Consider the following 22,183-nt stretch of genomic DNA (forward strand, 5'->3'; position numbering starts at 1 on the left):
CCCTTGGGTCTACGCGGGGCGTTCTGAAAACTCGTACTGGAAGTCGTCGCCCGCCGCGCCCAGCTGCACGCCGGCGAGCTTGCGCGCACTGACGGTGGCGCCGATGACTTCCTCGCTCAGCCGGGGCAGGATGGTGTGCGTGAGGATCGCGTCGATCATCCGGCCACCCGACTCTATGGCCGTGCAGCGGCGTGCGACAAGCGCGACGGCGCTGTCGTTGTAAGCCAATGCAATGCCGTGGTTGGCCTGCAGGCGCGCCGCGATGCGGTCCAGCTGCAGGCGAATGATCCGGTGCAGCGCATCGGCCTGCAGCGGGTAGTAAGGCACGACCACCAGGCGCCCGAGCAGCGCGGGCGCGAACACCTTGAGCAGCGGCTCGCGCAGCGCGGCGGCCAGCGGCTCGGGGTCGGGGCGCAACGTCGGGTCTTCGCACAGCTGCATGACGAGGTCGGTGCCGACGTTCGACGTCATGATGATCACGGTGTTGCGAAAGTCGATGTGGCGGCCTTCGCCGTCTTCCATCCAGCCCTTGTCGAAGACCTGGAAGAAGATCTCGTGCACGTCGGGGTGCGCCTTCTCGATCTCGTCGAGCAGCACCACGCTGTAGGGCCGGCGGCGCACGGCCTCGGTGAGCACACCGCCTTCGCCATAACCCACATAGCCGGGCGGCGCGCCCTTGAGCGTGGAGACGGTGTGCGACTCCTGGAACTCGCTCATGTTGATGGTGACGAGGTTCTGCTCGCCGCCGTACAGCGCCTCCGACAGCGCGAGCGCGGTCTCGGTCTTGCCCACGCCCGAGGGGCCGCACAGCAGGAACACGCCGACGGGCTTGTTGGGGTTGTCCAGCCGCGCACGCGCGGTGCGGATGCGGCGCGAAATGGTCTCCAGTGCATCGGGCTGCGCGACCACGCGGGCCGACAGGATCTCGCCCAGGCGCAGCACCGACTGCGCGTCGTCGCGCACCATGCGGCCGATGGGGATGCCGGTCCAGTCGGCGACCACGGTGGCGACGGCCTGCGCATCCACCGCCGCGAGGATGAGCGGTGTCTCGCCTTGCAGCTTCACGAGCTGGTCTTGCGCTTCGTTGAGTTCGGCGCGGATGGCTTCGGGTGTTCGCTCGGGCTCGGCCGGCGGTTCTTCTTCGCGGTCATCTTCCGCTTCAGATTGCACCGGCACCGCCGCAGGCGACAGCAGCTTGCGCAGCGCAACGATGCGCTCGACCAGCGCCGCCTCTTCCACGCGCCGCTGCTCCAGCAGTTCAAGTTCAGCCTGCGCGGCAGCCACCTGCGCCGCGATGTCTTCGACGCGCTGGTGCTCGCCGACCCCGATCGCCGCCTCGCGCCCCGCGATGCCGGACTCGATGCCCAGCACCTCGATGCGCCGCTTCAAATCTTCGAGCGCCGCAGGCAGCGCATGCTGGCTCAGCGCCACGCGCGCACACGCGGTGTCGAGCAGGCTCACGGCCTTGTCGGGCAGCTGGCGCGCGGGAATGTAGCGGTGCGACAGGCTCACGGCCGCTTCGAGCGCGGCGTCGAGGATGAGCACGCCGTGGTGCTTCTCCAGCTCGGCCGAGATGCCGCGCAGCATGACCACGGCCTTGGGCTCGGTGGGCTCGTGCACCTGGATGGTCTGGAAGCGCCGCGTGAGCGCCGGGTCTTTCTCGATGTACTTCTTGTACTCCGACCACGTCGTGGCACCGATGGTGCGCAGCCGGCCGCGCGCGAGCGCAGGCTTGAGCAGGTTGGCCGCGTCGCCGGTGCCAGCCGTGCCGCCCGCGCCGACCAGCGTGTGCACCTCGTCGACGAACAGCACGATGGGCTTCGGGCTTTTCTCAACCTCGTCGATCACCTGCCGCAAGCGCTGTTCGAACTCGCCCTTCACGCCCGCGCCGGCCTGCAGCAACGTGGGGTCGAGCACCCACAGCGACACGTCCTTCAGCGACGGCGGCACGTCGCCCGCGGCCAGGCGCGAGGCCAGGCCTTCGACCACCGCCGTCTTGCCGACGCCGGCCTCGCCGGTGAGCAGCGGGTTGTTCTGGCGGCGGCGCATGAGGATGTCGACGATCTGGCGGATCTCGTCGTCGCGGCCGTACACGGGGTCGAGCTCGCCGGCGCGCGCCTTGGCCGTGAGGTCGCTCGCGTACTTGGCGAGCGCCGAGCCGCCGGCGGCGGGCGCGTCACCCTGGTGCTGCGCAACGGGTGCGCCCGTGCCCGCCTCCGACGCGGCGTCGAAGTCGTCTTCCGGCGAGCCTTCGGTCCATGCCGCAAGCTGCGCGACCAGCACGTCGGGCACGAGCTTGTCGAACTCGCGCGAGATGCCCGAGAGCACCTGGCGCAGGCCCGGCGTCTTCACGATGCCGGCGAGCAGGTAGGCGCCGCGAATCGACGTGGCTTCGAAGCGCAGACTTGCATAGACCCACGCGCGCTCCACCGCATGGTCGACGTGCTCGGAGATGTCGCTGATCGACGTGGCGCCGTGCGGCAGCCGGTCGAGCGCGCGCACGAGGTCCTGCTCGACCGCGTCGAGGTTGAGCCCCGCGCGCTTGATGATGCGCAGCAGGTCGCTGTCCTGCAGCTGCAGGATCTGGTGCAGCCAGTGCACGAGCTCCACGTAGGCATTGCCGCGCAGCTTGGCAAAAGCGGTGGCGGTCTCCAATGCCTTGTAGAGCATCGGATTCAGTTTCGAAAAAAGAGAGACGCGGCGGATGTCGGTCATGAGGAAGCCGGTGCGTTGCGGGAAAAGAGCGCCTCGGGCTGGAACACCATGTCGCCGGCGTCGGTGTCGGACAGGCGGGTGCCGAGCCAACTGCCCCAGCCCAGGCGCTGGTCGCTGCTCAGCCGCATGCCGCGCGCCTCGGGCTTGCTGAGCACCAGCCGCAGCTCCCAGGCGAATTCGATGCCGACGTACTGGCGCACCCAGTCGACCACCTGCTGCAGCCGCGGGCTGCCCGGCAGGAACTCGCGGAATTGCTGCTGCGACAACGGGCCGAGTTCGAGCCTGAACTTGCCCTGCGCATCGCGCACCGCCAGGCCGATGGTGGCGCCGCTGCCGAGCCGGTGGTTGCGCCCGAGCTGGCCGATGCGGCTGACCTGGCGCTCGTCGATGTGCACCCAGTCACTCACGAACTCGACCACGCGCACGGGCACGTCGAAGTACAGGCGAAGAATCTGGATGAGCCCTTCGGGGTTGCGCGTCTGGCGCACCAGGTGCCCCGCCATGTGGGTGCGCGCATGGTCGGCGATGCGGTCGCGCGCCTTCAGGCCGGGCTGCCCCATGTTCATGAGGCTGGCCACGTAGTCGACGAAGCGGTGGCCGTCGGGGCGGTCCAGGCTGTTGACCGACTGCGCGTCGGCCCAGGCGCGGTAGAACAGCAGGATCAGCCGGTGATGGAACAGGTCGGCGAACGCGCTGAGCGTGTTGTCGGCGTGGTGGCGCTTGCGCTCGCGCGCGTACTCGGTCAGGTGCAGCGGCAGCGGGCCGTTGGGACCGAACAGGCCGAAGCCGTAGATCGAGATGCGCGGCGCGCCGTCTTGGTCGACCTCGACGCCCGACACGTTCGACGGCGCGAAGGCCATCGAGGGCTCCTGCCCCAGCCGCAGCGGCTCGTCGCGCGGGCGCGGCGCGCGGCCCAGCAGCGGATGGTCGCCCTGCGCGTCGAGCCGGCGCAGCAGCATGAACAGGTCGTGCTCGAAGGGCTGCTCGACGAGCCGGGCCCACAGCGCGGGGTCGGCCTCGGGCACGCCGCGGCGCGGCGCGGCTTTCGCCTTCGCGTGCGCCGGGCTGCGCGCATCGACGGCCGCCTCGTCGCGCGGCTCGGCCTCTGCCGGCAGCAGCTGCAGCATGGCGTCGTCGGTGAGGCCGGTCGTGCTCATACGGTGGGGCGGCGTCCCACGCGCGGGGTCCAGCGCGCAATTTCGCCGCGCTGCAGGCTGGACAGCGCGAACTCGGTGAAGGCGTTGAGCGACACATGTCGGCTGAAGAACTGTTCCAGCACGGCACCGAACAGGTACGGGCTCGCGCCAGAGAACGCGACCTCGTCGATCTGCAGCGCGATCTCCACGCCGCGCCCGAACACGATCGGCCCCGGCTCGGGCAGGCGACGGAACACGGGCGCCAGCGCCATCGAGCGCACGCCCTGGATCTGCCGGCGCACGGCCGGGTCGGCGAGGTTGCCGTACAGGTCGAGCATCTCGCGCAGCGCGGCGGCGCCCTGCGCGGCATCGACGTCGGTCAGGCTCAGGTAGTTCAGGCCCAGGTGGCTGATGAGGCGCCAGGTGAGCGCGCCTTCGGCCAGCGCCGGGTACGGCCGCGACGGCCCGCGCAGGATGCGCACGCCGCGCACCGGTGCCGACACGCGCAGCGTGAAGTCCGATTCGAGCCCGGTGGGCAGCAGCAACGGCAGGTCGCGGTTGGTGCACAGCGCGTCGATGGTGATGTGGCGCAGGCTGTGCGGAAACGGCGCGTCGTGCTGGTCGACCAGCGACACGTACACCTCGCTGCCGGTGTAGCTGGTGCGCGTGCCCTGCGCGCGTGCGCGGTCGGACACCAGGCGCGGCTCGCGGCGCAGCGAGAAGTAGGCGCCGAAGTCGCCGTCGTCGGACGCGAACGAGCCCAGGAAGGGCCGGAACTCGCGCTCTTCGGAGCCGTTGGCCATGTGGCCCGTGACGCGCTCGACGGTGAAGATCTCGAAGTCGCGCGGGCGCGTGCGGTCGATCACCGCATGGTGCTCGTGCTGGCCGGGTCCGACCGGGATGCGGTCGCTGCGGCGCGGCACGAGGTTGATGATGGGCGTGCAGAACAGCGAGAAGTGCCTGGCATCGACCAGCCGCTCCAGGTCGGCGTCGGCGCGATCGAGCAGGATCACGATCTCCATCGTGGTGCCGCCGATGGCCGAGGCCGCCGCGCGCAGGTGCTTCACGCTGAAGAAGAGGTAGCGCTCGGGAAAGGCGAAGTACTCGTGCAGCAGGCGGTAGCCCTGGAACGAGCGCGCGTCGTAGGGCAGCAGCGACTGCTCGGGGTCGAAGCCCTCGTGGCGGATCGCCTCGTCGCCCAGCGGCACGATGCGCGCCGTGCTGCCGGGGCCGGCACGGCACACGGTGGCCACGCTGTGGTGGGCCACCAGTTCGAGCACGCGCAGCGCATGCAGCTCGGCGCCCGAGAGAAAGAACTCGAGCCGATCCAGAGGCATCTCGGCAAAGCGCGCGCCGCCCACCGCCTCGAGCTTGATGGTGATCGCGCTCTTCGCCTGGCGCCCCGCCATCGGCAGCGCATGCGCGATCTCGGCCGGCACCGGGCCGAGGCTCGCCTCGGCAATCCTGATCGGCCACAGCGTGACGGCGTGCCCCGTGCGGAACTCGCAGGCCGTCTGCTCGCCCTTGATCATGCGGCCGCGCAAGAGCGTGTGGCGCGGCAGCTCGTAGCCCGCCTTCAGCGAGCCTTCGTTGAGGTTGCCGTCGATCTGCACCACGGCCATCGCGGGCAGCGGTGCAAGAAAGTTGGGGTACACCACCTCGAGCAAGCGCTGCGAGAAGCGCGGAAACTCCGCGTCCATCTTGAGCTGGATGCGCGCCGTGAGAAAGCTGAAGCCTTCGAGCAGGCGCTCCACGTACGGGTCGCTGACCTCGATGCCGCGCATGCCCAGGCGGCCCGCGATCTTGGGGTAGCGCTGCGCGAACTCGGCCCCGAGCTCGTGCATGTAGGTGAGTTCGCGGTTGTAGTAGTCGAGCAGCCGCGAATCCATCAGAGCCCTCCCGTCGGCCGCAGCACCATGTGCCCGCTTTCAAGATCCAGCTCCGAACGCAGGATGAACTCGATGGGATACGGCACCGACCACAGCGTGCCGCGGATCTCCAGCGCGAGCAGGTTGTGGTGCTCCAGGTCGGTCGCATCGGTCACGCAGCGCACGTCGATGCTGTCCTTCATGATGCGCGGCTCGAAGTCGATGATGGCCGCGCGGATGGCCGCTTCGACGTCGGCGAAGTCGACCTCCGACATGCGCCCGCCGGCCCAGCCGCGCACGCCGTAGTTCACCACCGAGCCGCGCGCGCGCGGCATGCCGTTGATGCGGTGCTCGGCGCCGAAGTTGGTGGTGTTGAGCAGCCACTGCAGGTCGCGCAGCACCGAATCGCGCAGCAGCTTTCCGCTCATGAGGAAGGCGCCCGCGCGCTCCTGGCCGTTCTGCGGCGCCTTGTCGGTGAGGCGGTCCAGCAGCACGGGCTGCAGGCGGTCGCGCGCGACGCTTTCCTGGGCGTCGCCGTCGATGTCGGTGGTGACGGCGGGGGTCATGCAGCCACGCCTTCCGTCGCTGCGGCGAACTCGATGCGCCGCAGGTCGAGCAGCGAGTGGTCGCCGGCCTCGCTGATCAGCGTGCGCTGGCCGATGCCCGCGAACTGGTCGTCGCCCGAGAGCGGTTGCCAGTCGGTGCGGCGGCCCAGCGCGGTCTCGTCGTCCAGGCTGTCGAGCGCGCCCGGGTAGCGCACGGGCACGAGGCCGTTGAGGCCGCGGCCGTCGTGCAGCTCGATCTCGGCCGGCGCCCACAGCAGGTCGACCAGATGCTGCGGGCGCGAGAACTTGATGCGGCGCACCGCCGGCAGCGGCAGCCACGCGTAGCCCGAGGGCGTGAACAGTTCGAGCACGGCGCCGATGCGCGCGTCGCCGTCGCACAGCCAGGCGAAGTTGCTGTGTGCCGCGGGCTCGCCGTCGAGCGCCTGCACGGCCCGCGCATCGGAGCGGTCGACGGTGGTCAGCGTGCCCTGCAGCGCGGGCGCCGCATCGCGCGCGGCTTCGCGCAGCGCCGCAGCCTCGTCGGCACGTTCAGCGGGCAACACGGCGGCGCCGAGCAGTTGCTCGACCCAGTCGGCATTGCCCGAGACGATGGCCGGCGTGCGTCCGCCGCCGGCCCAGAAGTCGCTGCGCTCGCGCTCGCCTCGCAGGGCCATCGCGCAGGTGACGCTGGCCGGCGTGAACCTGGGGTCGAGCTTGGTCGCGAGCTTGAGCTGGTCTTCGGCCCGCTGCCATTCGCCGCGCAGCGCGAGGAAGTGGCACAGGGCAAGGCGCAGGCCGGCATTCTGGGGACTGGCGCGGATCTGCCGCTGTACCCATTCGGTGTGCTCGGCCACGGAGCGCTCGCCCAGCACTGCAAACCCATCGCCCATGAAACTTCCCCGTTGACTGGCTGAAAGGTGAAAGGCGGCGCGCCGCGAAGGGGCGCCGCAGGAGACAGACAAACGGCTGTGGACCGCCGGCGGGGGCTGCATGGCCCCGAAGGCCACGGCCCCGCCGCGCAACAAGGAAATCAGGCTTCCTTGTTTTCCTTGATGTTCCAGCCCAGCACCGTCTCGGCGCCCTTGCCGCCCTTGTCGGTCTGTTCCCAGTACTGCTGTTTCACCTTCGCGGCCTGGAAGGCGTACTGCACGAGCACCGCATCGCCGCCCTGCTCGGCCGTGTACTGCACCGAGGTGACGAGCACCTCTTCGAGCGTGACGCGCGTGTATTCGATCTGCGAGCCGCCGGCCTTGCACACGGCCACTTCGACCTTGCTCAGGTGCTTGCCGCTCGCGCAGTTCTTCAGCACGGAAGGCGCGGCCTTGTCGATGCGCGCGAGCACCTGCAGGTCGTTGAAGCTGGCCTTGCCCACGCCGCCGCCACCGCCGCTGACCATGTTGCCAGGCTGCGTCGCTCCCCATGCAAACGACTTGATGTCGGTCCAGTCCTTGTGGTTGGAGTCCTTGGACTCGCCGTTTGCACCCTCGACGCGCATGAACATGTCTACTGCCATGATTGACCCCCAAAAGTTATCGATGAATTGCCCGGTAGCGGGACAGTGGAATTAGCTGCTGTCCTTCTTGTTGGACGGCAGCTTCGAAACCAGCCGCAACGACACCGTCAGCCCCTCGAGCTGGTAGTGCGGCCGGAGAAAAAACTTGGCGGCGTAGTAGCCGGGGTTGTCCTCGATGGCTTCCACCTGGACCTCGGCCGCCGCCAGCGGCTTCATCGCCTTCGTGTCCTGCGACGAGGTGCCGGGGCTGCCGTCGACGTAGTTCATGATCCAGTCGTTGAGCCAGCGCTCCATGTCCTCGCGCTCGCGGAACGAGCCGATCTTGTCGCGCACGATGCACTTCAGGTAGTGCGCGAAGCGGCAGCACGCAAACAGGTACGGCAGGCGCGCCGCCAGGTTGGCGTTGGCCGTGGCGTCGGCGTCGTAGTACTCGGCCGGCTGCTGCAGCGACTGCGCGCCGATGAAGGCCGCGAAGTCGGAGTTCTTGCGGTGCACCAGCGGCATGAAGCCGTTCTTGGCGAGCTCGGCCTCGCGCCGGTCGCTGATGGCGATCTCGGTCGGGCACTTCATGTCCACGCCGCCGTCGTCGGTCGGGAAGGTGTGGGTGGGCAGGTTCTCGACCGCACCGCCCGACTCCACACCGCGGATCGAGGTGCACCAGCCGAACTGCTTGAACGAGCGGTTGATGTTCACGCCCATCGCATAGGCCGAGTTGGCCCAGGTGTAGCGCGTGTGCAGCGCCGAATCGGTTTCTTCCTCGAACTCGAACTCGTCGACCGGGTTGGTGCGCGCACCGTAGGGCAGGCGCGCCAGGAAGCGCGGCATGGCCAGGCCGATGTAGCGCGCGTCTTCCGAATCGCGCAGCGAGCGCCACGCGGTGTGTTCGGTGTTCTGGAAGATCTTGGTCAGGTCGCGCGGGTTCGACAGCTCCTGCCACGAGTCCATCTGCATCACGGTGGGCGAGGCGCCGGCGATGAAGGGGCAGTGCGCGGCGGCGGCGATCTTGGCCATCTCGCCGAGCATCTCGACGTCGGGCGGGCTGTGGTCGAAGTGGAAGTCGCCGATCAGCGCACCGAAGGGCTCGCCGCCGAACTGGCCGTACTCGGCCTCGTAGATCTTCTTGAACATCGGGCTCTGGTCCCAGCCGATGCCCTTGTGGCGCTTGAGCGAGCGCGCCACTTCGCGCTTCGATGCGCACATGACGCGGATCTTCAGCTGCTCGTCGGTCTCGGTGTTGTTCACGAGGTAGTGCAGGCCGCGCCATGCACCTTCGAGCTGTTGAAAATCTTCGTGGTGCAGGATCTGGTTGATCTGCTCCGACAGCTTGCGGTCGATCTCCGTGATGATGGCCTGCACGCTGCGGTAGGCGTCGTTCGAGATGGTGACGGTGTTCTCGAGCGCCTGCACGGCCAGCGTCTTGACGGCGTTCTCCACCGCCTCGCGCGCCTGCTCGGTCTTGGGCTTGAACTCGCGCTGCAGGAGGTCGGAGAACTCGTTGGGCTCGAGCGCTTCGACGGTGGCGGTGCGGGCGCGTGCGCCTTGCTGGGATGCGGTGCTCATGGTGCGGTCCTGTCGTCGGCTTGCTTGGCTGCTGCGGCATCGGCGGCCGCCTGCGCGACCGCGGGGTTGGGCGCGGACGCCAGCGACTTGAGCAGCGCCGGGTTCTGCAGCGCCTGCGCGATGAGTTGCTCGGCGCCGTTCTTGCCGTCCATGTACGAGAGCAGGTTCGACAGCTCGGTGCGCGCCTCGAGCAGCTGCTGCAGCGCGTCGACCTGGCGCGCAATGCGCGCGGGCGAGAAGTCGTCCATGCTGTCGAAGGTGATGTCCACGTTCATCTGGCCTTCGCCGGTGAGCGTGTTGGGCACCTGGAACGCGACGCGCGGCTTGATGGACTTCATGCGCTCGTCGAAGTTGTCGATGTCCACCGCCATGAACTCGCGCTCCGCGAGATCGGGCATGGGGTCGGTCTGCTTGCCCGCGAGGTCGGCGATGACGCCCATCACGAAAGGCAGCTGGATCTTGCGTTCGCTGCCGTAGATCTCGACGTCGTACTCGATCTGCACGCGCGGCGCCCGGTTGCGCGCGATGAACTTCTGACCACTGTTCCTGACACGGTTGTCTGCCATAAGCGTCCTCTTGAAACTGAATGCATGGGTCGTACCGGTCGACCGGTGCCGGCGCGTTGTTCCTGCTCGCCGGCAGCAACGGCCGCTAGGGCAATGCGGCGTCGCCGTTCAACGGGCGGCCGGCAAGGCTTTCTATCTTTTGCAATCCCTCGGGCACGAGCTCTTCGATGATCTGGAAGAAGTTGAGGTCCATCAGCCGCTGGGCCCTGCGGATCAGCATGGGTGCCGGATGGCTCGGTTCCGTTCGTTCCAGGAACTCACATGCTTTTTCCAACAACACTTGCACATCTTCACGAGCCGATATTTCAATCTCTTGAATGCGCAGCGGACGCACTGCAGCCTGCGTGGCCGCTGCAACGTGCGCTGCGGGTGCGTGCACGTGCGCCGCACCGCTTGTGTCTTCTGCACGGCCCACTGCCGACGCCTGCGGCACCTCGCTGTGCGGCTGCTCCGGCAGCAACTGGCCCACGGTGCGCAGCGACCGTTCGAGCCTTGAAAAATCGGGCGCCCAACTCTGGCCCAGCGCGCGCTCGCAGGTCTCTCGGATGCGCTGCAGAAGTGCCAAAGCCTCACGCAGGGCCACGACCGGCGCTGCCGCCTTGTCGTGTGCGCGGCGTGCGGCCTCGCGCAGGCGGCCCACGCCGCCGGGGTAGTCCACCTGGTCGCTCTTGCTCGAATCGAGCAGCGCCTCGACCTGCCGCAGGCTCATCGCCGTGCCGCCGTCTTCGAGCAGCCGCGCATCGCGCACGCTGCGTCCGAGCCCTTCGGCTTCGGCCAGTGCAGCCAGCGCATTCATGCGCGGCAGCGGGTCTTCGTTCGTGCCATCGACGACGCGCGGATGCACGTCGTTCCAGAAAGCCTGCAGCACCGCATCGACCTGGCGCAGCCCGTCGACATAGCCCGGCAGGCCGCGGCTTTCGGTCCATGCGAGCGTGAGCGGCACCAGCACGCGCAGGTCGCGCGTGCGCACGCACAGCTGTCGTGCGATGCGGTCTACACGCGCCCAGTCGGGCGGCTCGGCGGGAATGATCGTGTCGCCGAACTGCTGCTCGCGCTTGCCCGTGGCCGCCTGTTGGAGCGCCATGAAATCGGCGTCGTATTCCAGATCTTCACCACAGGGAAGCGGGCCCTCGACGGGCGTCTGCAACAGATCGATCTCATTCGGCAGCAACCACGACTCCCTTGATTTATCCACTCGCGATGGTAGTCATCTTGAGGGTAAGAAGAGGCATGGTCAACCGCAACAGAATGCAAAGTGCAGCCTCTGAATTCCAAAGGAGTACATCTGCTTTTAAAGTGCAGAAGTACGGGCTACAGCAGCCGACGCGACGCGAGGTTGCGCATCAACGCACCGAGGCCGAAAGACCACCGTGGCGCCTGGTCTGCATGCACGACGCGGTTGTTCAACGCACCCAATTCAGGGGCCGCGATGCGCACATGGTCGCCCACGACATGCGTGAATCCTTGCCCCGGCCCGTGACGGTCTTGTGTCGGCGCGAACATCGTGCCCAGAAACAACATGAAACCGTCTGGGTAGGCGTGGTGGCGGTTGAGTGTCTGTGCCACGAGGTCGAGCGGATCGCGGCTGATCTTCGACAGCGAGCTCGAGCCTTCGAGCGTGAAGCCCTCGGGGCCTGTCACGTTCAGTGCGACCGTGATGCGGCGCACATCGGCAATACCGAAGTGCGCATCGAACAGACGGATGAACGGGCCGATGGCGCACGAGGCGTTGTTGTCCTTGGCCTTGCCCAGCAGCAGTGCGCTGCGGCCTTCGAAGTCGCGCAGGTTGACGTCGTTGCCGAGCGCGGCGCCGAGCGTCTCGCCGCGGCTGTTCACCGCGAGCACGACCTCGGGCTCGGGGTTGTTCCAGGCCGAGTCCGCGTGGATGCCCACGTCGGCGCCCGTGCCCACGGCCGCGAGCACCGGCGCCTTGGTGAAGACCTCGGCGTCGGGGCCGATGCCCACTTCGAGGTACTGCGACCACATGCCTTGCGCGATCAGCACGTCCTTCACCTTCATGGCTTCGGGCGAGCCCGGCACGATATCGGCGAGGTTGTCACCCAGCACATCGCCGATGGCCGCGCGCGTGGCTTCGGCGCGCGAGGCATCGCCGCGTGCCTGCTCTTCGATCACGCGTTCGAGCAGGCTCGCGACGAAGGTCACGCCGCTGGCCTTCACGACCTGCAGGTCGCAGGGTGCGAGCAACCAGGCCTGGTGGCTGTCGCGCGTGCTTTCGTCGCTGTTGGCGAGCACGGCATCGAGTGCGGCGATGCGTGGCGCGGTGCCACTCTGCAATGCAGCGCGCACGGCTTCGGCCGGCGAGCCCTGGCCTTCGAGCAAGTCGCTCATGGTGGGCGCGAGCTTTGACAGGTCGTGCAGGCCATCGCCTTGCACGGCCACCAGCACCGGGCCCACGCCGGGTTGCCAGAGACGACCGACAAGGGTGGCGCGCTCGGCGTCGCGGGGCAGGCTGGAAGCGGTCGAAAGGTCCAAAGGCATGGTGGGGTGTCTCCGTGAATAAGGTCTGCGCGCCATCGTAGCCGCGGCCGCGCGCGCCGCGGGTCAGTGGCCCGGCGTGGCCCGCACGCGCGCCACGTCGGCGGGCAGGTTCGGCCACGGCGCTTCCTGCGGCGCGAAGCGTGCGCGCATGTAGCCGGCGAGGTCGGCGATCTGGCGGTCGTCGAGCGCCTCGCGGAACGCGGGCATGAAGCCGATGTCGCGGTGCGCGGGCCCGCGCACGCCGTCGAGGATGGTGCGCAGCAGGTTGTCGGGCCGTGTGCTCGTGAGGCTGCTGTTGAGTGCGAGCGGCGTGTTCACGCCCAGCAGCGTGGGGCCGTCGCCGTCGTGGTGGCACGAGGCGCAGGCGCTGTCGAACATGCGCTGCGCGGGGCCGAGCAGCTGGCCCTGCGTGCGCGCGGCGTTGTCGATGGCCTGTTGCGCGAGCGCCTGCGGTTGCGCGACCGGCGCGGGGTTGAACGCGCCGAGGTAGACGGCCATCGCGCGCACGTCGGCATCGGGCACCTGCGCGAGTTCGCGCACCACCTCGGCCATCGGCCCGCCCGCGATGCCGTGGCGCGGCGAGTGGCCGTTGCGCAGGTAGCGGTACAGCGCATCGGTGTCCCACGGCACGGCGGCCTTCGACAGCTGCGTGAGCGCGGGCGCTTCCCAGCCATCGACCATCGCGCCCGAGAGGAACGCGCTGCCGCCCTGCTCCGCGCCGAGCGCGTTGCGCGGCGTGTGGCAGGCGCCGCAATGGCCCAGGCCGTTGACGAGGTAGGCACCGCGGTTCCACTCGGCGCTCTGCGTGGGCACGGGCGGAAGCGGCGCGGGGTCGTGGAACAGCGCGTTCCAGCCGGCCATCAGCGGGCGCAGGTTGAACGGGAACTTGAGTTCGGACTTGGGCGTTGGCGCACGCACCGCCGGCATCGCCATGAAGTACGCATAGAGCGCCTGCAGGTCGTCGTCGCTGGTCTTCGCGAAGGCGGTGTAGGGGAACGCGGGGTACAGGTGGTGGCCGTCGCGCGAGACGCCTTCACGCATCGCGCGCTGGAAGGCGCTGAAGGACCAGCGGCCCAGGCCCGTCTCGGCGTCGGGCGTGAGGTTGGTGGTGTAGAGCGTGCCGAAGGGCGTGTCCATCGCACGGCCACCGGCGTTGGGTGCGCCGCCCGGCGCGGTGTGGCACACGGCGCAATCGCCGAGCGCGGCGAGCACGCGGCCGCGTTCGATGGTGGACTCGCTGTAGACCGGCGCGCTGAGTGACACCGGCGCGATGGCCGCGCGCCAGCCGAGCAGGCCGGCGATGACGCCGAGGCCGCCGATGAAGAGCGCGGCGCCGGTGGCCCACAGGCCCTTGCGACGCGGCCACAGGGCGTCCCGCACACCTGCGCCTGAGGCAGGTGCGGGAGAGGGTCCGGCGGCATCGCCCTTCGCGCGTCCCTCGCCCTGCCCCGGCGGCGGTGGCAGCGACCCACGGTTCAATTCCGCCAGCACCGTCTCCGGCGTGAACGGTGGCGAGCGGAAGCGCACGCCCGTCGCATCGAAGATCGCATTCGCGATCGCCGCCGTGCCCGGCACCGACGACGACTCGCCCGCGCCCAGCGACGGCTCGCCGGGGCGCGGCATGTGCATGACCTCGATCACCGGCACGTCGCGGAAACTGAGGATCGGGTAGCTGCCCCATTCGCGGCTCGCGACCACGCCCGAAGGCAGCACGCCCGGCAACTGCGCACCGCCCGTTGCAGCGCCCTGCTGCGGCGCGAACTGCACCTGCTCCTTGAGCGCGCGGCTCGTGGTCTGGATCACGTTGCCGTGCACCTGGTGCTCGACCCCCGCCGGGTTGACCAGCAGCCCCGCGTCGTGCCCCACCACCACGCGGCGCACATGCACCTCGCCGGTCTTCTGGTTGACCTCGACATCGGCCACCCACGCGGCCCAGGCCGCGCCGAAGCCCGGCCACTTGCTGTGGATGTAGCGCGCGTACGCGAAGCCCTGGCCAAAGAGGATGTCGCCGCCTTCGCCGAGCCCGCCGTCGGCGTTCTCCTGCGGCCCGGTGCGCATGCGCCAGCCGGCCTTCTGCGCGGTGGCCTGCACGAGTTCGACCGCGCGCGGGTCGTCCAGGTGCCGCAGGCGGAACTGCACGGGGTCGACACCGGCGGCCGTCGCCAGCTCGTCGATGTACGACTCGTGCGCGAACGAACTCGGCAACGCCGACACGCCGCGCAGCCACGAGGCGCGCACGATCGGCGCCATGTCGTTGACCTTCACGCGCAGGTTGTCGTAGCTGTACGGCGGGCGCGCGGTGCGGTCGCCCATCTCGTAGGCCTGCGCCACGGGCTCGACCGTGCGCGTGAGCAGCAGCGCCAACGTGGGCGCGCCGTTCGAGGGGTACGAGGTTTCGAAGTCGTAGGCCGCGACGCGGCCGTCGGCCATGAGGCCGCCGTCGACCTCCATGAGCTGCGCGGCGCCCTTGGGCTCCCACGCATGCTCCTGCTCGCGCGAGAGCTGCACGCGCACCGGGGCGCCCACGGCGCGCGCGAGCAGCGCGGCATCGGCCGCCACGTCGTCGGCGCCGTTGCGGCCGTAGCAGCCCGCGGCCTCCATGCGCACCACGTCGACCTGCACGTCGTCCACGCCCATGAGCTTGGCCAGATCGGCGCGCAGCCCGTGCGGGTTCTGCGAGCCGGCCCAGCAGCGCAGCTGCATGCCGCTGCCGTCGGCGGGTTGCCACTCGGCCAGCGCGCACGAGGGGCCGATGGACGCATGCATCTGGTAGGGCCACACATACGTGCGCTGCATCGGCTGCGCGGCGGCGGCCATGGCACCGTCGACATCGCCTTCGTCGACCAGCAGGCGCTGCGTCGAGGGGTTGTCGCGCAGGGCCTGTGCCACGTCGCGCAGGTCGGGCATGCCGGGCCAGGGCTTCCAGGTCACGCGCAGTTCGCGCATCGCCTGCTCGGCGTGCTCTTCGCGCTCGGCGACGATGCCGACGAAGTCGCGCACCACGACCACGGCGCGGATGCCGGGGATGTGCGCGATCGACGATTCGTCGACCGCTTCGAGCGTGTTGCCGATGAACTCGCCGTGGTCCGCGCCCGCGTACGGCGGGCGCACCACGCGGCCATGCAGCATGCCGGGCACGCGCATGTCGTGCACGAACACGAGGTCGCCCGCGAGCTTGGCCGGGATGTCGACACGCGCCTGGCGCGTGCCGACGAGGCGGTAGTCGGCCGGGTTCTTGGGTGTCGTGTCGAGGTCCAGCCGCAGCACCGTGCGCTGGTGCGCCACGAGGTCCGCGTAGTTGAGGTGGCGCTCCGGCGCCTCGGCCACGCGCACCACGCCGTTGCGCACCTGCAGCGCATCGACGGCCACGCCCAGCCGTTCGGCCGTGCGCGCCAACAGCCAGGCGCGTGCCTGCGCCGCGGCCAGCCGCAGCGGCTGCGCGTGGATCTGGATCGACGCGCTCGCGATGGTCGCGCCCTGATTGGGCGCGCGCGCGGTGTCGCCGAGCATCATGCGCACGCAGGGCATGCCGAGGTCGAGCTCTTCGGCCACGATCTGCGCGAGCGCGGTCTGGATGCCGGTGCCCAGGTCGACGTGGCCGTTGAGCGCGGAGACGCTGCCGTCGTCCCACAGCGCGAGCAGCACCTCGTCGCCTTCGACGGGGTTGCTGGCGATGAAGGCGGGCTGGCCTTTGGCGGGCGGTGGCGGCGGCGGGGCGTCGCGCACCACCAGCAGCACGCCGTCGGCAGACAGGAATTCCGCCCGAGTCTGCGGCAGGTCGGCGCGGCGCGTCATGCGGCGGTGGCGTCCGGCGGGGCCGCGCGCATTCGCACGGCGGCGCGTTGCACGGCGTCGAGGATCTCGATGTGCGTGCCACAACGGCACAGGTTGCCCGACAGCTCGCTGCGGATGCGCGCTTCACTCGCGTGCGGATCACGCGCGAGCAGCGCCGCGGCCTGCATGACCATGCCGCTCAGGCAGTAGCCGCACTGCGCAGCCTGCGCGTCTTCAAAAGCGGCCTGCACCGGATGCCAGCGCCCGCGCATGCCGAGCCCTTCGAGCGTCGTGATGCTGCGCCCCGCCACGCCGTGCGCCGGAATCACGCAGGACCGCGCGGCCACGCCGTCGACGTGCACCGTGCACGCGCCGCACTGCCCGAGCCCGCAGCCGTACTTGGGCCCGTTGAGCCCGAGGTCGTTGCGCAGCAGGTGCAGCAGCGAGGCTTCGCGCGGCACGCCGGCGAGCGCGTGGGCCCGGCCGTTGACCTGCAGGTGCAGCGGCTCAGCGCCGCAACTGGCCGTCACGGGTGTACATCTCCAGGTCCACGAAGGTCGAGCCGTTGTGGTTCTTCGCGCTGTAGTCGACGGGGAAGTCGCCGAAGCGCGTGCTGCCGATGCTCTCGAGCCCGGCGATGAAGCTGTCGCGCGTGAGTGCCTTGCCCGCGCGGCGCAGGCCCTCGGCCATCACGCGCGCGACGATGTAGCCCTCGAGTGCGGTGTAGCTGTCGATCTTCTGGCCGAACTCGGCGCGGTCGCGCTGGTAGTCGGCCACGATGGGCACGCGCTGCGCACCGGGCGGCGGCACGATGCTGGCCGTGACCAGCCCGGCGAGCTTGCCGTCCAGCCGCTTGGCCGAACCCGCCGCGTCGGTGATGCCGACCGACAGCGTGTACAGCGGCGCGGCCGCGCCGCTCGCGCGGTAGTCGCGGATGAAGACCTCGGTCATGCGCCCGGCCATGATCATCACGACGGCGCCGGGGCGGCCTTCGGCGAGCCCGCCGATCACCTGCTTCGCCTCTTCGGCGGCGATGGCCATGGGCAGCGTCTGCACCACCTTCACCTTGTACTCGGCGGCCAGCTGCTCGCAGGTGGCGAGGTTCGACTTGCCGAAGGCGCTGTCCTGGTAGACCACGGCGATCGACTGGATGCCCAGCGTCGAGAGGTGGCTGATGATCTTGCGCAGCTCCAGGTCGTAGCCCGCGCGCACGTGGAACAGGTAGCGGTTGGTTTTTGTGCGGAACGACGTGGTGCCCACCAGCGGCGCGAACATCGGCACGCCGGCCTTCTCGGCCAGCGGCATCGCGGCCGCGAGGTTGCCCGTGGCGACGTAGCCGGTGAGCGCGAAGACCTTGTCCTCGTCGATCAGCTTGGCGGTGTTGACGGCCGTCTTCGCGGGCTCGTAGGCGTCGTCGTAGGTGACGAGTTCGATCTTGCGCCCGTGGATGCCGCCCGACTTGTTGACGCGGTCGAAGTACAGCTGGATGCCCGCGCGATAGTCGACGCCGAAGTCTTTCGCCGGGCCGCTGAACACGGCCGACTGGCCGATGCGGATGGTCGTGTCGGTCACGCCGTTGTCTGCGCGCGCCGGCCGCAGCAGGCCGGGGCCGAGGGCCAGGGCCGCGCCGCCCGCCACCAGGGTGCGCCTTGAAATCGAAAGCTTCATGCGTCGTCTGTCTCTTTGTTGTTGTCGTCGGAGGGGTGTTGCCGCGGCGGCGCCGCGGACTTCGGGGTCGTCAGCCGGCCTGGATGTCGCCCGACTGGATGCGCTTGACGCCCTTGGCCGTCATCTGCTTCCAGGCGGCGGCCAGCGAGCCGTTGAGGTCGATGCCGCGCGTGGCGTCTTCGATCACGTAGGCCTCGAAGCCGGCCTTGCGCGCGTCCATCGCGGTCCAGGCCACGCAGAAGTCGGTGGCCAGGCCGGTGACGAACACGGTCTTGATGCCGCGCGCCTTGAGGTAGCCGGCCAGGCCGGTGGCCGTCTTGTGGTCGGCCTCCTCGAAGGCGGAGTAGCTGTCCATGTCCTTGTGGAAGCCCTTGCGGATGATGAGCTGCGCGGTCGGCACCTTCAGCTCCTTGCCGAGCGCGGCATCGTCGGTGCCCTGCACGCAGTGGTCGGGCCACAGCACCTGCGTGCCGTAGTTGAGCTTGGTGGTCTCGAAGGGCTTCTTGCCGCTGTAGGTGCTGGCGAACGAGGCATGGCCCGCCGTGTGCCAGTCCTGCGTGACGACGATGTTCTGGAACGCGGGCGCCAGCGCGTTGATGACCGGGATCACCTCGTTGCCGCCCTTCACCGCGAGCGTGCCGCCGTCGAGGAAGCAGTTCTGCACGTCGACCACGATCAGCGCGGCCTTGCCACCGGGCTTGATCTTGCCGGCCGCGAAAGCGGAGAGGCCGAAACTGCCGAGGCTGCCGACGAGCCCCAGGGCAGCGGCGGACTTCAGGACGGTTCTGCGATGCATGGTGTGGACTCCGGTGGGTTGAGGAAACGAAATGATCAGACGCTGAGGTAGGCCCTGCGCACTTCTTCGTTGGCCGCCAACTCGGCCATCGTGGCGTGGTAACGGATCTGCCCCTTCTCGAGCACGTAGGCGCGGTCGGAGACCAGCTCGGCGAAGTGCATGTTCTGCTCCGACAGCAGGATGCTCACGCCCTGCGCCTTGAGCTCGAGGATCATGTTGGCCATCTGCTCGACGATGACGGGGGCCACGCCCTCGGAGGGTTCGTCGAGCAGCACGAGATACGGGTTGCCCATCAGCGTGCGCGCCACGGTGAGCATCTGCTGCTCGCCGCCGCTCATGCGACCGCCGGGGCGGTTCGGCATCTCGCCGAGGTTGGGGAACAGCTGGAACAGGCGCTCGGGCGTCCACAGCGGCGCGGCCGTGCCGTCGGCCCACTGGCGCGCGGGCTGCTTGCCGACCTCGAGGTTCTCCATCACCGTGAGGTCGGTGAACACGCGCCGGTCTTCGGGCACGAAGCCCAGGCCCAGGCGCGCCGCGTGGTGCGGCTCGCTCTTCGAAATGTCGTGGCCCAGGAAGCGCACCGCGCCGCGGCGCTTGGTGAGCATGCCGATGAGCGTCTTGAGCGTGGTCGACTTCCCGGCGCCGTTGCGGCCCATGAGCGCGACGACTTCGCCGCGCCGCACTTCGAGGTCGACGTCGTAGAGGATCTGCGCGGCGCCGTACCAGGCGCACAAGGCCTTGGCTTCCAGAAGAGGTTCATGCGTGCTCATGCGGTGACTCCAAGCGCTGCGGCTTTCTCTGCAATCTTCTCGAAGGTCTTGCCGCTGCCGAAGTACACCTCCTGCACCTTCGGGTGGTCGCGGATTTCCAGCGGCTTGCCCTGCGCGATGAGGCGCCCGCGCGCCAGCACGATCATGCGGTCGGCGTACGCGAACACCACGTCCATGCTGTGCTCGGTGAAGAGCACGGCCATGCCGCGCTGGATGACGAGGTCCTTGGTGAGCGCCATGAGCGAGTTGCGCTCCTGGGGCGCCATGCCGGCGGTGGGCTCGTCCATGAGCAGCAGCTTGGGCGAGTTGGCCATGGCAATGGCGAGTTCGACGCGCTTCACGTCGCCGTAGGCCAGCACGCTGCAGGGCCGGTCGGCCTGCGCCTTCATGCCGACCTGGTCGAGCAGCGCCAGCGCTTCGTCGCGCTTGTGGTCGGCCGCGCGGCGCCACATCGAGAACAGCTTGTGGTCGTGCGAGAGCAGCGCCATCTGCACGTTCTCGACCACGGTGAGCGAGGCAAAAGTTTCGGCGATCTGGAAGGTGCGGCCCACGCCCTTGCGCCAGATCTCGCGCGGCTTGCGGCCCACGAGTTCGTGGCCGTCGAGCGTGATCGAGCCCTGGTCGGCCTTGAGCTGGCCGTTCACCATGTTGAAGGTGGTCGACTTGCCGGCGCCGTTGGGGCCGATGAGCGCGAGCAACTCGCCGGGCGGCAGCTCGAAGCTGATGCCGTCGACGGCCTTCACGCCGCCGAAAGACTTGCCGAGGTTGGTGACTTTGAGGAGGCTCATGCCTTCACCTCCTTGAGCTTGGCGTCTGCTTCATCATGCTTCGGTGCGCGCCACCGGTCGACGAGCTGCTTGATCGAGCCTGCAATGCCCTGCGGGAACAGCAGCACCAGGATCAGGATGATGGCGCCGAGCATGGCGCGCCAGTAGTCGGTGTTGCGCGCCACGGTGTCGTGCAGCCAGGTGAAGGTGACGGCGCCGACCACCGGCCCCGCCAGGGTCTGGATGCCGCCCAGCAGCACCATCACGAGGCCGTCGACCGACTTGCCGACCGACAGGCTCTCGGGCGAGATGCTGCCCTTGGAGAACGCGTAGAGCGCGCCCGCCAGGCCGGCCACGGTGCCGGCGATGACGAAGGCCGCCCACTGCATGCGCTTGACGTCGATGCCGATGGCGTCGGCGCGCAGCACCGAATCGCGGCCCGCGCGCAGCGCATAGCCGAAGGGCGAGAACAGCACGCGGCGCAGCCACCACACGCCCGCGCCCACGAGCACCAGCGTGAGCCAGTAGTACACCTGCTTGTTCGACAGCCACTCCGAAGGCCACACGCCGGTCAGGCCGTTGCTGCCGCCCGTGAAGCTGTCCCACTGGTAGGTGACGGCCCAGGTGATCTGCGCGAAGGCCAGCGTGAGCATCGCCAGGTACACGCCCGACAGCCGCACGGCGAACCAGCCGTAGACGAAGGCGCCGAGCGCGGCCACCAGCGGCGCGACCACCAGCGCCAGCTCCATCGGCAGGTGCAGCGCGCGCACCAGCAGCGCCGCGCCGTAGGCCCCGAGGCCGAAGTAGGCGGCGTGGCCGAAGGAGTGCATGCCGGCCGGCCCCATGATGAAGTGCAGGCTGGTGGCGAACAGCGCGGCGATCAGCAGGTCGATCATCAGCACCGTGGTATAGGGCGAGCCGGCCGTCAGCAGCGGCAGCGCGGCCAGCACCAGCGCGAGCCCGGCGGCGGCCACGATGTAGGCGGTGCTCGGGCGGCGCAGCGGCTCTTCCTGCATGCCGACGTAGCGGCTCGGCGCCTGCGGCCGGCCGAACAGGCCCCAGGGACGCCACACCAGCACGATGGCCATCACGAGAAAGTCGACCATCAGCGTGAGCTTGGAGAACGACACGTCGATGCCGAAGATCTGCACCACGCCCAGCCAGATGCACACGGCCTTGATCTCGGCGATGAGCAGCGCGGCCACGTAGGCGCCGGGCAGCGAGCCCATGCCGCCGACCACCACCACGACGAAGGCGGCGCCGATGGTGTTCAGGTCCATCTCGAGCGTGGCGGGTTCGCGCGGCAGCTGCAGCGCGCCGCCCAGGCCCGCGAGCAGTGCGCCGAGCGCGAACACGGCGGTGAAGAGCCAGGCCTGGTTGACGCCCAGTGCGCTGACCATCTCGCGGTCTTGCGTGGCGGCGCGCACCAGCGTGCCGAAGCGCGTGCGCGTGAGCAGCAGCCACACGAGGCCGAGCACCAGCGGGCCGACGACGATCAGGAACAGGTCGTAGGAAGGAAACTGGCGACCGAGGATTTCGACCGAACCCTTCAGGCCCGGCGCGCGCGGGCCAAGCAGTTCGTCAGGCCCCCAGAGCCACAGCACCGCGTCCTTGATGACCAGCACCAGCGCGAAGGTGGCCAGCAGCTGGAACAGCTCGGGCGCCTTGTAGATGCGGCGCAGCAGCAGCACCTCGATGAGCGCACCCAGCACGCCCACCGCGAGCGCGGCGATCAACAGCGCAGGCCAGAAGCCCACGCTCGGGCCGAGCTTCTCGACCAGCGTGTACGCGACGTAGATGCCCACCATGAAAAAAGATCCATGGGCGAAGTTGACGATGCGCGTCACGCCGAAGATCAACGAGAGGCCGGCCGCCACCAAGAACAGCGAAGACGCGCCGGCCAACCCGTTGAGCAACTGAACAACGAAGCCTGAAAAGCTCATGAGGGACCCTGAGGAAACTGGAGACACCGCGCCCCGCCGCAAACGATCGACGGCGGCAGGCGC

General features: G+C 69.2%; 17 protein-coding genes. All 17 read right to left on the reverse strand.

Translation table 11 applies throughout. From position 1 onward, the window contains the following. Positions 1-9: 9 nt before the first annotated feature. Entirely contained in the window at positions 10-2,715 is a 2,706-nt protein-coding gene (gene tssH, locus VHAB30_RS24715; RefSeq protein WP_159278904.1) for a type VI secretion system ATPase TssH, read from the reverse strand. After that, on the reverse strand, positions 2,712-3,872 hold the full coding sequence (tssG, locus tag VHAB30_RS24720) for a type VI secretion system baseplate subunit TssG (RefSeq protein ID WP_390904032.1): 1,161 nt from the start codon (positions 3,870-3,872) through the stop codon (positions 2,712-2,714). Before tssG ends, tssH begins: the two co-directional genes overlap by 4 nt. Then, the gene (tssF, locus tag VHAB30_RS24725) at positions 3,869-5,740 is read right to left on the reverse strand and encodes a type VI secretion system baseplate subunit TssF (protein ID WP_159278905.1); all 1,872 of its coding nucleotides are present in this window, start codon (positions 5,738-5,740) and stop codon (positions 3,869-3,871) included. Before tssF ends, tssG begins: the two co-directional genes overlap by 4 nt. After that, positions 5,740-6,285: a type VI secretion system baseplate subunit TssE gene (tssE, locus tag VHAB30_RS24730; protein WP_095949841.1), complete on the reverse strand. Its 546-nt coding sequence runs from the start codon at positions 6,283-6,285 to the stop codon at positions 5,740-5,742. The genes tssF and tssE overlap by 1 nt, the downstream gene beginning before the upstream one ends. Next, positions 6,282-7,154: a type VI secretion system accessory protein TagJ gene (locus VHAB30_RS24735; protein WP_159278906.1), complete on the reverse strand. Its 873-nt coding sequence runs from the start codon at positions 7,152-7,154 to the stop codon at positions 6,282-6,284. Before VHAB30_RS24735 ends, tssE begins: the two co-directional genes overlap by 4 nt. A gap of 140 nt (positions 7,155-7,294) precedes the next feature. Continuing rightward, entirely contained in the window at positions 7,295-7,777 is a 483-nt protein-coding gene (locus tag VHAB30_RS24740) for an Hcp family type VI secretion system effector (RefSeq protein WP_062473964.1), read from the reverse strand. A gap of 51 nt (positions 7,778-7,828) precedes the next feature. Then, positions 7,829-9,337 (reverse strand): type VI secretion system contractile sheath large subunit, encoded by a 1,509-nt coding sequence (gene tssC, locus VHAB30_RS24745; RefSeq protein ID WP_056583649.1) that lies wholly within the window; start codon positions 9,335-9,337, stop codon positions 7,829-7,831. After that, entirely contained in the window at positions 9,334-9,903 is a 570-nt protein-coding gene (gene tssB, locus VHAB30_RS24750) for a type VI secretion system contractile sheath small subunit (protein WP_062473966.1), read from the reverse strand. Before tssB ends, tssC begins: the two co-directional genes overlap by 4 nt. An 85-nt stretch (positions 9,904-9,988) precedes the next feature. After that, positions 9,989-11,074 carry a type VI secretion system protein TssA gene (gene tssA / locus VHAB30_RS24755; RefSeq protein ID WP_159278907.1) on the reverse strand — a complete coding sequence of 362 codons (1,086 nt, stop codon included), beginning with the start codon at positions 11,072-11,074 and terminating at the stop codon, positions 9,989-9,991. Between the two features lie 140 nt (positions 11,075-11,214). After that, positions 11,215-12,402 (reverse strand): fumarylacetoacetate hydrolase family protein, encoded by a 1,188-nt coding sequence (locus tag VHAB30_RS24760; RefSeq protein WP_159278908.1) that lies wholly within the window; start codon positions 12,400-12,402, stop codon positions 11,215-11,217. A gap of 63 nt (positions 12,403-12,465) precedes the next feature. Further along, a complete protein-coding gene (locus VHAB30_RS24765; RefSeq protein ID WP_159278909.1) occupies positions 12,466-16,197 on the reverse strand; it encodes a molybdopterin cofactor-binding domain-containing protein in 3,732 nt (1,243 codons plus the stop codon). Next, positions 16,194-16,706, reverse strand: coding sequence for a (2Fe-2S)-binding protein (locus VHAB30_RS24770; protein ID WP_159278910.1), 513 nt, complete (start codon positions 16,704-16,706; stop codon positions 16,194-16,196). Before VHAB30_RS24770 ends, VHAB30_RS24765 begins: the two co-directional genes overlap by 4 nt. Further along, on the reverse strand, positions 16,684-17,844 hold the full coding sequence (locus VHAB30_RS24775) for an ABC transporter substrate-binding protein (RefSeq protein WP_174250281.1): 1,161 nt from the start codon (positions 17,842-17,844) through the stop codon (positions 16,684-16,686). The genes VHAB30_RS24770 and VHAB30_RS24775 overlap by 23 nt, the downstream gene beginning before the upstream one ends. Before the next feature lie 70 nt (positions 17,845-17,914). Beyond that, positions 17,915-18,640 (reverse strand): bifunctional nicotinamidase/pyrazinamidase, encoded by a 726-nt coding sequence (pncA, locus tag VHAB30_RS24780; protein WP_095949848.1) that lies wholly within the window; start codon positions 18,638-18,640, stop codon positions 17,915-17,917. A gap of 35 nt (positions 18,641-18,675) precedes the next feature. Beyond that, a complete protein-coding gene (locus VHAB30_RS24785) occupies positions 18,676-19,410 on the reverse strand; it encodes an ABC transporter ATP-binding protein (protein ID WP_139703387.1) in 735 nt (244 codons plus the stop codon). Then, positions 19,407-20,198, reverse strand: a complete 792-nt coding sequence (locus tag VHAB30_RS24790; RefSeq protein ID WP_095949850.1) for an ABC transporter ATP-binding protein — start codon at positions 20,196-20,198, stop codon at positions 19,407-19,409. The genes VHAB30_RS24785 and VHAB30_RS24790 overlap by 4 nt, the downstream gene beginning before the upstream one ends. Continuing rightward, positions 20,195-22,120 carry an ABC transporter permease gene (locus VHAB30_RS24795; RefSeq protein ID WP_070063549.1) on the reverse strand — a complete coding sequence of 642 codons (1,926 nt, stop codon included), beginning with the start codon at positions 22,118-22,120 and terminating at the stop codon, positions 20,195-20,197. The genes VHAB30_RS24790 and VHAB30_RS24795 overlap by 4 nt, the downstream gene beginning before the upstream one ends. Positions 22,121-22,183: the final 63 nt, after the last annotated feature.

This window comes from Variovorax boronicumulans, assembly GCF_009811375.1.
In the GTDB taxonomy this organism is placed as follows: Bacteria; Pseudomonadota; Gammaproteobacteria; order Burkholderiales; family Burkholderiaceae_C; genus Variovorax; species Variovorax boronicumulans.

Excerpts from the sequence above, each read along its gene's own strand:
- tssG (WP_390904032.1), bottom strand. The coding sequence starts at position 3,872 with ATGAGCACGACCGGCCTCACCGACGACGCCATGCTGCAGCTGCTGCCG.
- tssC (WP_056583649.1), bottom strand. The coding sequence starts at position 9,337 with ATGAGCACCGCATCCCAGCAAGGCGCACGCGCCCGCACCGCCACCGTC.
- VHAB30_RS24775 (WP_174250281.1), bottom strand. The coding sequence starts at position 17,844 with ATGAAGCTTTCGATTTCAAGGCGCACCCTGGTGGCGGGCGGCGCGGCC.
- VHAB30_RS24740 (WP_062473964.1), bottom strand. The coding sequence starts at position 7,777 with ATGGCAGTAGACATGTTCATGCGCGTCGAGGGTGCAAACGGCGAGTCC.
- VHAB30_RS24765 (WP_159278909.1), bottom strand. The coding sequence starts at position 16,197 with ATGACGCGCCGCGCCGACCTGCCGCAGACTCGGGCGGAATTCCTGTCT.
- VHAB30_RS24760 (WP_159278908.1), bottom strand. The coding sequence starts at position 12,402 with ATGCCTTTGGACCTTTCGACCGCTTCCAGCCTGCCCCGCGACGCCGAG.
- pncA (WP_095949848.1), bottom strand. The coding sequence starts at position 18,640 with ATGCATCGCAGAACCGTCCTGAAGTCCGCCGCTGCCCTGGGGCTCGTC.
- tssH (WP_159278904.1), bottom strand. The coding sequence starts at position 2,715 with ATGACCGACATCCGCCGCGTCTCTCTTTTTTCGAAACTGAATCCGATG.
- VHAB30_RS24790 (WP_095949850.1), bottom strand. The coding sequence starts at position 20,198 with ATGAGCCTCCTCAAAGTCACCAACCTCGGCAAGTCTTTCGGCGGCGTG.
- tssE (WP_095949841.1), bottom strand. The coding sequence starts at position 6,285 with ATGACCCCCGCCGTCACCACCGACATCGACGGCGACGCCCAGGAAAGC.
- tssB (WP_062473966.1), bottom strand. The coding sequence starts at position 9,903 with ATGGCAGACAACCGTGTCAGGAACAGTGGTCAGAAGTTCATCGCGCGC.
- VHAB30_RS24785 (WP_139703387.1), bottom strand. The coding sequence starts at position 19,410 with ATGAGCACGCATGAACCTCTTCTGGAAGCCAAGGCCTTGTGCGCCTGG.
- VHAB30_RS24735 (WP_159278906.1), bottom strand. The coding sequence starts at position 7,154 with ATGGGCGATGGGTTTGCAGTGCTGGGCGAGCGCTCCGTGGCCGAGCAC.
- VHAB30_RS24795 (WP_070063549.1), bottom strand. The coding sequence starts at position 22,120 with ATGAGCTTTTCAGGCTTCGTTGTTCAGTTGCTCAACGGGTTGGCCGGC.
- tssF (WP_159278905.1), bottom strand. The coding sequence starts at position 5,740 with ATGGATTCGCGGCTGCTCGACTACTACAACCGCGAACTCACCTACATG.